We start from the raw sequence: 14,186 nt of genomic DNA, 5'->3' as shown, positions 1-14,186 counted from the left end.
GTATGGAGCACGATGAACCCCTGGACCGGGTGGCCCGCATCCAGGCCGACTGGCGACGTGAGCGCCCCGACGTCGACATCACCCCGCAGGGAGTGATCGGCCGACTGCACCGCCTGGCCGACCGGCTCACCGAGGAACTCTGCCTGGTCTACGGCCGCTACGGCCTCAGCGAGGGCGAGTTCGACGTCCTGTGCGCACTGCGCCGCGCCGGTGAGCCCTACGAGCGGGCACCCGGTGAACTCGCCGCGCACACCATGGTCACCACCGGCGCGATGACGAAGCGAATCGACCGTCTGGAGCGAGCCGGACTCGTCACCCGCCGCCGTTCCGACGACGACCAGCGCGGCCGGATCGTCCGCCTCACCAGGCCCGGACGCGAACTGATCGACCGCGCGTTCACCGACCACATGCGCAACGAACGCCACCTGCTGGATCTACTGGCACCTGCCGAGGCCGAGTCACTCGAAGCGCTGCTCACCACCTGGCTCCTCCGCATGGAACATCCGGAACATCCGCCTGCTCCCGGCAGCCAGTGACCCGCCCCCTCCGGGCCGCGATCAGCGTGTCCGCCCGCGCCGGCCGTCGCGTGATCAGCGGGTGCCGGACTGGAGGGGGTGCGCCAGCGCGGCTTCGAGGCCGCCGGCCGCGGCGCGCAGCCGGCGGGCGATGTCGTCGATCCGGGGGATCATCCGTGATGTCGGTCCGGAGATGTTGAGGACCGCGACGAGGTCGCCGGCAGGGGCGCGGACAGGGATGCCGACCGAGGTCAGACCGATTTCCACTTCCTCGCTCGCCAGGCTGTAGCCCCGCTGTCGTTCGGCACGCAGCCTGGCCAGTAGTTCATCGAGGGTGCGGGGGCCGGTCAGACCGTGGGCGGGGGCGAGCAGGTCGTCGGCGGTGAGGGCATCGACGAGCTGGTCGTCGGAGTCGAAGAGCAGGGCGCGGCCCGAGGCGGTGCAGTGCATCGGGGAACTGCGCCCCACCCAGCCACCGGCCCGCAGCGACTGTGCGGACTCCTCCCGCAGCACGGTCAGTGAGCGGTTGCCCTGTTGGACCGAGAGCAGCGCGACCTCGCCCGTGTGCGCGACGACCTTGCGCAGGACTGGCCGGGCGGCGCGCAGCAGTGCCGTGTCACCGGCGCCCGAGGCCAGTACGAGCAGCGGCCATCCGAGCCGGTAGCGGCGGGTTTCCTCGTCCTGTTCGACCAGGCCGCTGCGTTGGAGCGCGTGCAGCATACGGGAGACCTGGCTGCGTTCCCGGCCGACTGCGCGGGCCAGCTCGCTGACCTTGTGGTCGCCGTCCGCGCCTTCGGCGAAGGCGAGCAGAAGAGCCGCGACCCGTTCGGCTGATGAATCCATGTTCCGAAGTCTCACATGTTGTTGTCACTACAGCAACGCACATGATCTTGCCCGGCAGAAATTTCTGAGCAGCAAGGCAGCAGATGTTGTTCTGCCAGCAACGAGTCTGGTCACTCGGTTGCTCGGGACGCACACTTTCCGGCACTGCGGACACCGCACTGCAACGATGCTGCTGAAGGAAAGAGTGAGTCACCGATGACCACCGACGTTCATACGACCACCGGGGATCGGCTCTACGGGCCGCAGACGGAACTGGGGGTGCGGAACTTCCCCCTTCGCGGCCGCGCCTTCGGCGACCTGGTCCCCTTCGTGCGCAACTACGCCCTGGTCAAACTGGCCGCCGCCCGCGCCAACCACACCCACGGTGTACTCGACGACGTCCGCCGGGACGCGATCGTCGCCGCCTGCCAGGAAATCGTCGACGGCGTACACCCCGGCCAGTTCCCCACGCCGTTGGTCCACGGCGGTGGCGGCACCACCGCGAACATGAACGTCAACGAGGTCGTCGCGGCCCGGGCCGCGCAGCTCGCGGGCGTCGCCGTCCATCCGAACGATCACGTCAACGCCTCGCAGTCGACCAACGACACCTATCCGACCGCGATGGCGCTGACCCTGCTGGAACTGGTCGACGCCCCGGTCACCGCGCTCCGCGAGCTGGCGGCGGCGTTCGACCGCAAGGCCGAGGAGTTCGACGGCGTTGAGCACCTGGGCCGTACCTGTCTTCAGGACGCGGTCAGCCTCACCGCCGGTGACTCCCACCGGGGCCACGCCGCCGCCCTCCGGCGGGTGGCCGACGGGCTGCGCGAGGCCGCTCACGCGCTGCACGAGGTGCCGATCGGCGGCACCGCCGTAGGGACCGGCATCGGCGCCCCGGACGGCTTCGCGGAGCAAGCCGCCGCCGAACTGGCGGAGCTGACCGGACGTCCCGTCGCCGCCGCGCCGAACCGGTTCGACGCCATGTCCCATATGGACCCGTACGCCGCGATCGCCGCCGCAGGTTCCCGGGCCGCGATCACCATGGCCAAGATCGCAGCCGACATCCGGCTGCTGTCCGCCGGCCCTCAGGGCGGGTTCGGGGACCTGACCATCCCGGCCGTGCAGGCCGGGTCGTCGATCATGCCGACCAAGGTCAACCCGGTGATCCCCGAATACGTCATGCAACTGGGCTACCGGGTGCGCGGCCAGGCGCTCACGGTCGACTGCGCCGTGGCCGACGGCGAGCTGGAGCTGAACGTGATGGAGCCGGTCGTCATCGACGCCCTCACCACGATCTTCGACGACCTCACCGCCGCCGCCGAGACCTTCGCCCGCCGGTGCGTGGACGGGCTTGCCTGGGACGGCCCGCACCGCGAACGCAATCTCGCCGGTGCTCTCGACCACTGGGTGGAGCTCTCGGCGGCCGAAGGCTACGAGACCGCCACCACCCAGCTTCGGGGGACCGTCACCACCCAGCTGGACGGGACCGCCACCACCCAGCCAGGTGGCACCGCCACCACCCGCTGAACACCGCGTCCCCGGCCGCCGCCCCCAGCGCCGTCCCCACCGCCGTTCCCGCCGCCTCCCCAGCCGCCGTCCCCCTGGCCCCACCCCGCCCCGGCGCCTCGGCACCCGCTCTCTCCCCGCCCGGCAGGGCACGCCTCGCGCCACGCGGCCGGTGTGCCCGCCCCAGCAACGCAGTAAGGGTGTGAACCCCACCATGAGAAAATCCACGCCACCAGACGTCCGAGCACCGCGGGACACCGCGTCCGCGACGGTCGAGCTGGAGGATGTGCCCTTCGGCCGCTTCCATCTGCACGTCGCCGTCGCCGGTTCGGGCGGACAGTTCAGCGACGGCTACATCCTGGGAATCATCGGGATCGCCCTGACCAGCGCCACGGATGACCTCGCACTCAACGCGGTGTGGCTGGGCCTGCTCGGGGCCGCCTCGCTGGCCGGTCTGTTCTTCGGCAGCCTGTTCTCCGGCGCGCTGATCGACCGCATCGGCAGGCACCCCATCTTCGCCTTCGACATGCCGCTGTTGGCCGCCCTGTCCCTGGCACAGTTCTGGACCGCCGCAGCCTGGCAACTGCTCCTGCTGCGACTGCTGTTGGGGCTCGTGCTGGGGGCCGACTACGCGGCCAGCAAGACACTCGTCAGCGAACTGGCGCCCCGCAAGAGCCGCGGCCGCATGATGAGCGTTCTCGCGATCGCGTGGGCCGCCGGTTACACCATCGCCTATCTGGTCGGCTACCTCATCGCCCAGACGGCCTCGGGCGACCGGCCGTGGACGTGGATGCTGGCCAGCAGCGCCGTACCCGCTCTGCTCGTGGCGGCCGCCCGGCTCGGCGTGCCCGAATCCCCGCGGTGGCTGATCGCCAAGGGACGCGCCCAGGAGGCCGCCGCGATGATCGCGGCGAAGATCGGGCCGCATGTCACCCTGCCGACGGCACCGGCACCGGCAACGTCCTCCGGCGCCCCGGCCGAGTCGGGCTCCCTGCGGGCCCTGTTCGCACCGGCGCTGCGGTCGCGCACAGTGATCGCCTGCGTGTTCTACCTGTGTCACATCATGCCGTACTTCGCGCTGAGCACGTTCAGCCCCCGCATCCTGGCATCACTCGGCGTGCACAACGCCTACTTCGGCGGTGCGGTCTACAACCTGCTGCTCCTGGTGGGCGCCGTCGTCGGCATGAGCGTCATCGACCGGCTCACCCGACGCCGGTTCCTGGTCGGCAGCTTCGCCGTCGCCGCGGTGCTCCTGCTCCCGCTCGGCATTCTGCACGATCTGCCGATCACCCTCGTGATCGTGCTGTTCGCGGCACTGGCCTTCGCGCTGTCGGCGGCCGACACCCTGGCCTTCGTCTATCCGCAGGAGCTGTTCCCCACCCGGATGCGTGCGACCGGTGTCGGCGCGGCCGTCGCCGCCAGCCGGATCGGCGCCAGCATCAGCACCTTCCTGCTGCCCGTCGTGGTGGAGTCCTTCGGGATCCGCACGGCCATGACGGGCCTGGTCCTGGTACTCGCCGCCGGAGCACTCGCCTGCTACCGCTACGCCCCGGAGACCAGCGGCCTGAAGCTGGGGAGCCAGTGATGCCGCACAACGGCCAGGCTACCGAGGACGCGGCTTTCGAGGACGCGGCCCGCACCGCCCTCGCCACCGTGTTCGCCCGCCCCCGGCACGAGTGGGAACTGGACGAGCGGACCCTGCTCGACACCCTGGCCTGCATCGCGCACGCACACCAGGAGCCTCTGATCGTGCGGGAGTCGCGGCTGCGGGGCCTGCCCCGCACCCTGGTGCTGAACGGCGCTGTCGACAGTGTCGGCGTACGCGATGCGGCGTTCGTCAACGCCGCGTTCGCCCACGGCCAGGACTTCGACGACACACAGCTGTCGACCACCGCCCATGTCTCCAGCGTCGTCTGGGCGGCGCTGCTGGCGGCCGCTCCACCGGAGGCCGACGGCGCCCGGCTGGCGGAGGCGTCCGCCGCGGGGCGCCGCTTCCTGCGCATGCTCAGCCCCTTCGTCGTGCCCCGGCATCTGCGCGCGGGATGGCACGCCACCGGGACGACCGCTTCGCTCGCGGCCGTGGTCGCGCTCGGCGTCCTGCTGTCCGACGAGGCGACGACCTGGCGGGCCGTCGGGATCGCCGGATCGCTCATCGGGGGTCTGCGGGCCAACAACATGACGAGCCTGAAAGCCCTGCACGCCGGGCGGGCGGCCGAGAACGCCGTCTGGGCCCTCGACCTCGCTCGGCAGCCCGGATGGGCCGGCACCCCCTCCGTCGCCGCGCTCGGACGCGGTATGGGCTTCGCCGACACCGGACGGCTGCTGCCCGACGCACGCGAGGACGCGGATGTGCTGGCCAAGAAGTACCCCACGTGCAGCGGCACCCATCCGGCCATCGAACTCGCGCTCGCCGAACGCGACCGGCTCGCCGCGGCCGACGCCATCGAGCTGACGGTTCCCCCGCTGGTCGCGGAGGAGACCACCAACGCCTGGCCCGACAGCCTTCCGCAGGCCCGTATGGGACTGGCCTTCACCGTCGCCCTCGCCCTGGCCGCCGGACGGGTGGACGACGCCGCCCTGCGGACCGGCCTCGGCGACCGGGCGGTGCGTTCGGTCTTCGACCGCATCGCCGTGCGCATCGAGCCGGGTGAGCCCGAACCGGCCCGGTACGAGCCCTGGGCCCGTATCGAGTCCGCGCGGGTCGGCCGGGAACAGGGTCTCGTCGTCCCCACCGACGCCGACATCCGGCGCAAGTGGCAAGCGGCCGGTGACCGGCCGACTCCCACGCCTCTGAAGTCGATGGCCACCCTGGGGCAGGCCCTCGGCGAACTGCCGTGCTGAGGCGGTGAGTTCAGACCCGTCGAGCTAGGGGTGGCCGTCCTGGCGGCGGATGAGCAGCAGCGCCACATCGTCGGTCCCGGCGGCAGCCGGTGCCTGGTGGAGCAGTCTGTCGGCTATGACGTCGGGTGGCGAGGCCGCTGCCCATCGCAGATGGTCGGCCAGCTCCGCGAGCGAGGCGTCGATGTCGGTGTCGGGGGTCTCGACCAGCCCGTCGGTGTAGAGCAGCAGAGCGCTGCCGGGCGGCAGCGGGGTTTCCGTCGAGGTGTAGAGGGCGCCGGGCTCGATGCCCAGGAGCGGTCCCGGGGGCACATCGAGAATGGTGACCTGCCCCTCGGCATCGAGCAGCAGGGGCGGCGGATGTCCCGCGGTGGCCAGCAGGGCGCGGTGCGCGGCGAAGTCGATATGGGCGTAGAGGCAACTGGTGAAGAGCCCTGCGTCCAGGTCCGTGAGCAGCCTGTTGGTGCGGGTGAGTACTTCGTCGGGCCGGGCCCCCGCGGTGGCGTGCACCGCGGTGCGGACCTGTCCCATGAGGGCGGCGGCGGTCACGTTGTGCCCCTGCACGTCGCCGATCGCCGCCGCGCAGCCGGAGTCGAGCCGGATGAGGTCGTAGAAGTCGCCGCCGATCTCCACGCCCCGGGTCGCCGACCGGTATCGCGAGGCGACCTCCAGGCCGGGGATGTCGGGCAGGGCCGTGGGGAGCAGCAAATCCTGTACCCGCCGGGCGAGTTGGTGCTGTGCGTCGTAGAGCTGGGCCCGGTCGAGCGCCTGGGCGAGCAGCCCCGACAGCGAAGTGAACAGGGTGCGGTAGCCGGAGCCGAACTGATGTGGTTCGCGGTAGCCGAAGGCGACGCAGCCGACCGGCCGGCCCAAGGCCGTCAGGGGCATCAGCGCGAAGGCGGACAGATGGCTGCGGACCGACCAGCCGGGGAAGGCGCGGTCCATCTCCTGCGGGCTGGTGAAGAACAGCGTCCGCTGTTCCGCCACGCAGCGGCCGGCAGGGGTGGCGGCGTCCAGCGGGTGGTCGTCGAGGAACCGACTGGCTTCCTCGGTCAGCCCCCGGTGGCCGAGGACGCGCAGCCTGGTCCCGTCCACGGTGAGGAGGACGATGCTCTCGGCATCGAAGGCGGACATCACGGGGCTGCACACGATGTTGACGATGTCCCGCACCTTGACGGCCTGGCTGAGGACGGTGGCCAGTTGCATCAGGTGGTACAGAGAGCCGACCCGGGTGGGGGCCTCGTCGCTCGCCGGGGTGAGCGCCGCCTCCTGATCCGCGGTCTCGGCCGTGGGTGTCGGGGTGGCCGACAGCACCTTCTCGGCGGGGGCCACGGTCCGCCGGATACGGACGCTGATGCCGGAGGCACCGGGGTAGAGGCGGAAGGACAGCCAGACATCGGGGGGCCGCAGGGCGGTGAAGGAGGTCGGCAGCCGGGTGAACAGGGCCCGTCGGTAGCTGTCCTCGTAGATCAGGTCGCTCAGCCAGGGCAGGACGTCCCAGGGCAGCGCCCCGATCAGCGCGCCTGCCGAGGTGCCGAGGAGCTCCGCGGTGGCGGCGGTCACGAAGGTGACCTCGCCGTCCAGATTCATCCCCAGGCCGCCTCCGGGGAGCCGCTCGGCGAAGTGGGCGCCCTCGCGTGCCTCGTCCGCCTGGTAGCGCCTCGCCTCCTGCCGGGGGACGACGAGCGGCCGTCGGTAGGCCCGCACGGGGCGGCCCTCCTCGGCGCACCGGCTGAGCAGCTCGCTGAGGCGGTGGGCACCGGCGTCGACCGCCGCGAGCTCCGCCGGAATGGGATCGGGCGGGTGGGAACCGGGCCAGAGGAGGTTGAGGACGCCCCACAACGTGTCGCCGGTGAGCAGCGGTGTGTCGACGACGGCGTACGGGTAGGGCGCCGCGACGGCCGACTCGGGGTAGAGCAGCGCCCGCTCGTCGGGGCCCATCCAGATCTGCCTGCGCTCGCGCGCGGACCGGGCGATGGCGAAGTTCGACTCCAGCCAGATCCGCGCCCACGGACCGGCGAATTTCGCGGGGAAACCGCTGAGCAGCGTGGCGAAAAGCGTGGGCTCGCCCGGTGGGACCAGCAGGAGCAGCCCGCCATAGGCACCGCTCTTCTCTACCACCTGGTCGAACGGTGGAATAAGGATCTCGGGCCCATGGATAGACATATGCGGCACAAGGTACATTATGTAACCAGTCGCGGCCGAGTAGAGCGACGCGGGCACCCGGCCGGCCGTCTCCCCGGCGCCGTGCGGGGAAAGCCTGGTCAGCCGCGGGGTGTGGGGCGTCTGCCCGGTGGCTGGTCGGGTCTGGGCATCACCGGCGGTGGTTCGATGGGGCGGGTTTGCGGGGCGTCTGCGGACAGGGTGATGACCTCTCCGGCGTGGCTGATCCGGATGGGCTCGCCGGCCGTCAGCGCGTAGGTGACCCGCGAACCCGTGATGTCGACCCGCAGACGGCTCCGCCGGTACCGCAGCGAGAAGGCCAGCCGGTCGAGGCTTTCGGGCAGCCGGGGGGCGAAGTACAGGACCTCACCGTAGTCACGCATCCCGCCGAAGCCCGCGACCAGCCCTATCCAGGTGCCCGCCAGGGAGGCGATGTGCAGGCCGTCGCGGGTGTTCTTCTCCAGGTCGGCCAGGTCCATCAGCGCTGCCTCGCCCAGGTAGTCGTAGGCGAGACGGAGATGACCCACTTCCGCGGCCATCACACACTGGACACAGGCCGAGAGGGAGGAGTCCCGGACGGTCAGCGGTTCGTAGTAGGCGAAGTCGCGCGCCTTCTCGTCGGCTTCGAAGGCATCGCCGCACAGGAACATCGCCAGCACCAGGTCCGCCTGTTTGACCACCTGTTTCCGGTACAGGTCGAAGTACGGGAAGTGCAGCATCAGGGGGTACAGCTCGGGTGGTGTGCCCTTGAAATCCCATACGTCGAGGGCGGTGTAGCCCGCCGACTGCTCGTGGAGGCCCAGCTCACGCACGTACGGCACGAACATCGCCTTGGCCGCGTCCCGCCATCCGGCGGCCTCCGCCTCGTCGACACCGAGCGCCGCGGCCTGCTCCGCGTGGCGCTCGGCCGCGTCGGCGGCGGCCCGCAGATTCACCCGGGCCATGAGGTTGGTGTACGTGTTGTCGTTCGCCACCGCGCTGTACTCGTCGGGGCCGGTGACGCCATCGATGTGAAAGCGGCCCCCGGAGTCGTGATGGCCGAGGGAATGCCATAGCCGGGCCGTCTCCACCAGCAGTTCCACACCGGTCCGCCGCTCGAAGTCGGTGTCGCCGGTGGCGCGGACGTAGCGCACGGCGGCGGTGGCGATATCCGCGTTGATGTGGAAGGCCGCGGTGCCGGCCGGCCAGTAGCCGGAGCACTCCGCGCCATCGATCGTGCGCCACGGGAAGGCCGCACCCCGCAGCCCCAGCTGCCGGGCGCGCTCGCGCGCCGCCGGAAGGGTGTTCTGCCGCCAGTGCAGGGCCTCGGCCACGCAGTTCGGCGAGGCGTAGGTGAGCAGTGGCAGTACGAACGCCTCGGTGTCCCAGAAGGCGTGTCCGTCGTAGCCGGAGCCGGTCAGGCCCTTGGCCGGGATCGCCCGCTGTTCGGCCCTGGCGCCGGCCTGGAGCACGTGGAAGAGGGCGAAGCGCACCGCCTGCTGGATTTCCGCGTCGCCCTCGACCTCGATATCGGCATGGCTCCAGAAGCCGTCGAGAAACTCCCGCTGCTGGTCGACCAGGCCCTGCCAGCCGGTGTTGCGCGCACCGCTGAGCGCGGCCTCGACCTGGTCCCGCACGGCCGGCAACGAGCGGTACTCGGACCAGCCGTACGCGACGAACTTCTCGATGCGCAGCTTCTCACCGGGTTCGAGAACGGCGGTGACGGTCAGACGGCCCACGTCATCCGTGCTCTCACCCGAGATCTGGGTGGATCCGGGGCCCCGCACCACATGGTCGGCGGCGGCCGCGATCCGCTGATTGCTCACCGCCGTACGGTGCACCAGACGCAACCGCAGGTCGAAGGCGGTGTTCTCCTCGGGCAGAAGACACGACTCCAGGGCCGCGCCGACCCGGGGATCGCCGGTGAGCTCGGGCAGTTGCTCATTGGCGACGAGCTCCGACTGGAGGACCACGTCCGTCCGGTCGTCCAGCGGCTCCACCTCGTAGGCCACCGCGGCGATGGCGCGCTGGGTGAAGGAGACCAGCCTGGTGGAGCGCACCCGTACGGTCTTGCCGACCGGCGAGGTCCACTCGCACACGCGGTGGAGCAGCCCGGTGCGCAGATCGAGCACCCGCTCATGGGACCGCAACCGCCCGTAGCGCAGGTCGAACGGTTCGTCGTCGACCAACAGCCGGATGACCTTGCCGTTGGTCACGTTGATCACCGTCTGCCCGGACTCGGGAAAGCCGTAACCGCCCTCCGCGTACGGCAGCGGATGCTGCTCGTGCACACCGTTGAGGTAGCTGCCGGGCAAGGCGTGCGGTTCGCCCTCGTCGAGGTTGCCGCGCCAGCCGACATGGCCGTTGGACACGGCGAACACGGATTCGCTCTGGGCCAGTACGTCCAGGTTGAGCTCGGTCTCGCGAAGACACCAGGGCTCGACGGCGTAGGCATGGTGAGTGATCACTTCCGACCCTCCAGCAGCTCGTAGAGTCCGATGCCACGATGCTCACTGCGTCCGGGAAGCCCGACTTCACCGTATTCACGAGTTTACCGGTGACATCATCCGCGCGCCGCCGCGGGCTGTCCCATGGCGTCGACTTCGTCCTTGCCCGGGTCGAGGCAGCGGGCGAGGCATCGGGTGCGGGACAGCCCGAGGATTCCGTACAGCAGCACACCCAGCCCCAGCAGCGCCGGTAGCAGCCAGAATCCGGTGCGTGGATGCTCTCCGTAGAGCGTCACACCGAGACAGAAACTCACCGTGGCATCGCCGAGCGTCAAAGCGGGTTGCGAGCCGATCAGCGGGCCCCCTTGCATGGCCACCCCGAGCAGGAACAGGGAGAACGAGCCCACCGCCGCGAAGCTGTACGTCTGCCACGCGGTGAAGAAGGCGACGGTGCCCCGGGTGGAGAGCACCTCCATGGCCGACTTGACCAGCGCCGCGGTGACGGCGTTTCCGATGGCTGCCGCCGCCGCGAGGCTGGCCGCCCGCATCAGACCGGGCGGGCGCCGCAGACCGGTGAGAACGAGGGCGGCGCCGATCCCTCCGGTGACCGCGAGCGCGGGCAGCCACCACCAGATCCCGGGCACCTGCTCGCGCCCTCCGGTGGGAGCCAGCGAGAAGAGGACCAGGGCCAGACCGCCGACGATGCAGGCCACGCGGATCCATGACGCCCGTGTCACTCCGACCCGGAAGACCATCCCCCCGATCACCAGGGCGAGCGGAAGTTCGAGGATGAAGATGGGCTGGACGGCGGCCAGCGATCCGGTGGCCAGAGCCAGCGCCTGGAAAAGGGCCGCGAAGATCACACCGAGCATCCCGCCGAACCACACCGGGGTATGCGTCAGGTCGCGGATCAGCCCGATGCGCAATGACCGTGACGCGGGGACGGTGAGCGCCGCGCGCCGCTGCAAGACGGTCCCGAGTGCGTTGCTGCCGGCCGCGAGCAGGGCGAACAGGATGGACAGCATGATCGTCACCATGGGCACCACTCCCGGGCTCGCGTCTGTTCATCGCGGTGCGCTCCGTCGGCCCCCCGGCCAGGCTACACAGATCGCGCGGGACGATGGCCTCCGCCGATACGGCGGTCCCGCCCCCGCCGGGGTTCGCGAACCGTGGTGTGACGTTCAGCCCGGACGGCAAGACGCTCGCCACCCCCTGGAAGAACCCGTACCGGGCACGCTGAGCGCTCCGCTTGAGGTGCCCCGATTCCGCCGATCCGCTTGGAGGACGAGAGGACGAGAGGACGAAGATGGGCGTATGACCGCCATCTCGCGCGCCCATTCGTTCAACGCGGCCGCCGCCCAGTACGCCGCGAACCGCCCCTCCTACCCGCCCGCACTCCTGGACACCGTCGAGGAACTCGCCGGACGCCCCCTCGCGGGCGCCCGTGTCGCCGACATCGGCGCGGGCACCGGCATCGCCACCGCCTTGCTGCGCGAGCGCGGCGCCGATGTGATCGCCGTCGAACCCGGTGCGGGCATGGCGGCCCAGTTCCGCCACGCGCTTCCGGACGTGCCGATCGTCCGGGGCGACGGCAACGCCCTGCCGCTCGCCGACGCCTCCCGCGACCTGATCACCTACGCGCAGTCCTGGCACTGGACCGACACCGCGCGGTCCGTTCCCGAGGCGCTGCGGGTGCTGCGCCCGGGTGGCGTGCTGGCGGTCTGGTGGAACACCACGGCCTTCGATGTGCCGTGGATCGCCGCCCAGGCCGAACGCATCGCGATCCACTGCGGTGTGGAGCCGGGCCCTCGGGCGCGGCCCGACGACGGCCAGGCCGCCCGGCTCGCGGGTCTCACGGGTTTCCCCGGTCTGCGCCACACACGCCGCCATGTGCGCTGGAGCCGCGTCGTCTCCCTCGATACGCACCTCGCCAACATCACCAGCCACTCGGCGTTTCTCGTTCTCGGCGAGGCCCGCACCCAGGCGTTTCTCGCCGAGGAGCGCGGTCGGCTGAGCGAGATGTTCCCGGACGGGACGGTGGAGGAGACCTACGTGGTCGATCTGCTGGTGGCGATCCGCACCTGAGGCTGCCGAGGACAGGGCCCGCCCATCCATGGGCCCCGCTCATGCGCGGATTCCGCGAGTGCGTAGGGCCGCTGATGCGCAGGCCCTGGCCATGCGCGGGTCCCGCTCGCTCAGCGGGTCCGGCTCGCTCAGCGGGTCCCGTTCGCTCAGCGAGTCCCGCTCACTCATGGGGGACGACTGCGACCGGACAGTCCGCGTGGTGCACCGCGGCCTGTACCACGGGGCCCAGGCGGGGCCCCAGCGCGGGCGGGCGCTTCCGTCGGCCGACCATCAGCAGATCGCTGTCGGCCGCGGCCTCCACGATGGCCTGGGCCGGACTCTCCAGCCGGACCTCGTCGACGACCTTCACCCGGGGGAACTTCTCCCGCCATGGCCGCAGCACCTCGTCCATTTCCCGGCGCGCCTGTTCCGCGGTCTCCCGGGCCACGTCGGAATCCGTATCCGCGCCGGAGCCGCGCGCCCGCTCCGGCCTTCTGCCGTGGACGGCGTGCAGGGGCACATCGCGGGTGAACGCGGTGACGTAGGCGAACTCCAGGAGGTTGTCCTGGGGGCCGTGCAGGCTCAGGCCCACGACCACATGCCGTCGGTGTCCGTCCGCTTTCCGCCCCGCGCGCATCAGCACCACCGGCCGCTCCGCACGGGCGATGGTGTACAAGCCGATGTCACCCAGGAAGAAGCTGGCCACCCGGTCCAGCCCCCGCGATCCGAGCACCAGCATGCGGGACCGCGCCGCCGCGTCGAGCAGCGCCTTCTCGGCCTCGTCCGCGACCAGGTCCTCGATGATGGTGAGCTCGGGATGGTCGCGGGCCAGCTCGGTGTGCGCGTCGTGCACGATCCGCTTCGCCCAGTAGTTCTGTTCGTCCGCCGCCGGGCTGTCGGGTGTGGCCGGGCACAGCAGGATCCACGCATGTGTCAGGCGCAGCGCCAGTTGGCGCCGCTCCGCCTCGTCGGCGGCCCAGTGAGCGGCGGCCAGGCTCTCGGCGGAGCCGTCGAGTCCCACGGTGACCACTTGTTCCATGGCGGTGCCTCCTGCCGGATGCGGGGATGCGGGGATACCTGGATACGCGGATACCTGAATGCTGGGATACCGGGATACCGGGATGTGTGGTTGCCAGAGCGCCTGGGCCGGGTCTACGCGGCCGTGGCCGCGCCCCCGGTGTCATCCGTGCCGTAGGCGATGTGTTCGGTCACCGAGACCACCCCGTCCACGCTCCGGCACAGCCGCACGATGACCGGGATCAGGCTTCTGGCCTCGACCGATCCATCCAGCGTGACCTCGCCCTTCCGTACGTCGACCGTCATGGCCGAGGGAGCCAGCCGCAGGGTCCGGCGCAGCAGGTCCCTCTCGATCTCGTCGCGGATCGCGTCGTCGTGGCGCAGGAAGACCCGTAGCAGGTCGCCACGGGTGATGATGCCGAGCAGCTTGCCGGTCTCGTCCACGACGGGGAGCCGCCTGATGTTCCGGTCCGACATCACGCGGGCCGCCTCGACGACCGTCCACTCCGGACGCGCGCACACGGCGGGTGCCGACATCAGCGCGTCGGCCCTCGCCCCCTCCGCCTTCGCGCGCTCCCACGCCTCCAGGCGCGGGACCGGCAGCAGCCCTGACGGGTCGGTCTGCCCGGCCGACTTGCGCAGCAGATCGGCCTCGGACACCAGGCCGATCGGGCGTCCCGAGCCGTCCACCACCGGCACGGCGGTGACATCGTTCTCCGTGAGCAGCCCTACAAGTTCCTTGAACGGCATCTCACGCGGCGCCTGGACCACCGGGCGCGTCATGAGTTCTCCGACCGTTCTGTGGTGCATGTTCCGGCTCCTCTCGCAGACTCACGGT

11 protein-coding genes are annotated in these 14,186 nt (G+C 70.9%); 5 read left to right on the top strand and 6 right to left on the bottom strand.

Features of this window, described 5'->3' with window-relative positions; translation table 11 throughout:
• The first annotated feature begins 2 nt into the window (after positions 1-2).
• Positions 3-536: a MarR family winged helix-turn-helix transcriptional regulator gene (locus AB0E24_RS10100; protein WP_359375953.1), complete on the top strand. Its 534-nt coding sequence runs from the start codon at positions 3-5 to the stop codon at positions 534-536.
• 54 nt (positions 537-590) lie between these two features.
• Here the strand turns inward: AB0E24_RS10100 and AB0E24_RS10095 are convergent, their stop codons facing one another.
• The gene (locus tag AB0E24_RS10095) at positions 591-1,358 is read right to left on the bottom strand and encodes an IclR family transcriptional regulator (RefSeq protein ID WP_359375951.1); all 768 of its coding nucleotides are present in this window, start codon (positions 1,356-1,358) and stop codon (positions 591-593) included.
• A 195-nt stretch (positions 1,359-1,553) separates the two neighbouring features.
• Between AB0E24_RS10095 and AB0E24_RS10090 the strand changes: the two genes are divergently transcribed.
• From AB0E24_RS10090 to AB0E24_RS10080, 3 genes are all read left to right on the top strand, one after another.
• Positions 1,554-2,861, top strand: coding sequence for a lyase family protein (locus AB0E24_RS10090; RefSeq protein WP_232637635.1), 1,308 nt, complete (start codon positions 1,554-1,556; stop codon positions 2,859-2,861).
• Between the two features lie 193 nt (positions 2,862-3,054).
• Positions 3,055-4,425: an MFS transporter gene (locus AB0E24_RS10085; RefSeq protein ID WP_079153698.1), complete on the top strand. Its 1,371-nt coding sequence runs from the start codon at positions 3,055-3,057 to the stop codon at positions 4,423-4,425.
• Positions 4,425-5,681 carry an MmgE/PrpD family protein gene (locus AB0E24_RS10080; RefSeq protein WP_359375947.1) on the top strand — a complete coding sequence of 419 codons (1,257 nt, stop codon included), beginning with the start codon at positions 4,425-4,427 and terminating at the stop codon, positions 5,679-5,681. The genes AB0E24_RS10085 and AB0E24_RS10080 overlap by 1 nt, the downstream gene beginning before the upstream one ends.
• A 24-nt stretch (positions 5,682-5,705) precedes the next feature.
• Here AB0E24_RS10080 and AB0E24_RS10075 read toward each other — a convergent pair whose 3' ends face one another.
• From AB0E24_RS10075 to AB0E24_RS10065, 3 genes are all read right to left on the bottom strand, one after another.
• Positions 5,706-7,844: a SpoIIE family protein phosphatase gene (locus AB0E24_RS10075; RefSeq protein ID WP_359376352.1), complete on the bottom strand. Its 2,139-nt coding sequence runs from the start codon at positions 7,842-7,844 to the stop codon at positions 5,706-5,708.
• A 98-nt stretch (positions 7,845-7,942) separates the two neighbouring features.
• Positions 7,943-10,288 carry a glycoside hydrolase family 65 protein gene (locus AB0E24_RS10070; RefSeq protein WP_102936918.1) on the bottom strand — a complete coding sequence of 782 codons (2,346 nt, stop codon included), beginning with the start codon at positions 10,286-10,288 and terminating at the stop codon, positions 7,943-7,945.
• 95 nt (positions 10,289-10,383) lie between these two features.
• Entirely contained in the window at positions 10,384-11,304 is a 921-nt protein-coding gene (locus AB0E24_RS10065) for a DMT family transporter (protein ID WP_232564811.1), read from the bottom strand.
• A gap of 277 nt (positions 11,305-11,581) precedes the next feature.
• Between AB0E24_RS10065 and AB0E24_RS10060 the strand changes: the two genes are divergently transcribed.
• Positions 11,582-12,352 (top strand): class I SAM-dependent methyltransferase, encoded by a 771-nt coding sequence (locus AB0E24_RS10060; protein WP_359375944.1) that lies wholly within the window; start codon positions 11,582-11,584, stop codon positions 12,350-12,352.
• Positions 12,353-12,512: 160 nt separating this feature from the next.
• Here AB0E24_RS10060 and AB0E24_RS10055 read toward each other — a convergent pair whose 3' ends face one another.
• Together AB0E24_RS10055 and AB0E24_RS10050 are read right to left on the bottom strand one after the other, a co-directional pair.
• On the bottom strand, positions 12,513-13,370 hold the full coding sequence (locus AB0E24_RS10055) for a universal stress protein (protein ID WP_099015417.1): 858 nt from the start codon (positions 13,368-13,370) through the stop codon (positions 12,513-12,515).
• A 113-nt stretch (positions 13,371-13,483) separates the two neighbouring features.
• On the bottom strand, positions 13,484-14,158 hold the full coding sequence (locus AB0E24_RS10050) for a CBS domain-containing protein (RefSeq protein ID WP_069872547.1): 675 nt from the start codon (positions 14,156-14,158) through the stop codon (positions 13,484-13,486).
• Between the last annotated feature and the right edge of the window lie 28 nt (positions 14,159-14,186).

The sequence above is a fragment of the Streptomyces malaysiensis subsp. malaysiensis genome (assembly GCF_040653035.1).
In the GTDB taxonomy this organism is placed as follows: Bacteria; Actinomycetota; Actinomycetes; order Streptomycetales; family Streptomycetaceae; genus Streptomyces; species Streptomyces malaysiensis.
The sequence above is the reverse complement of the archived record's forward strand: the minus strand, read 5'-3'. Positions and strand labels throughout refer to the sequence as shown.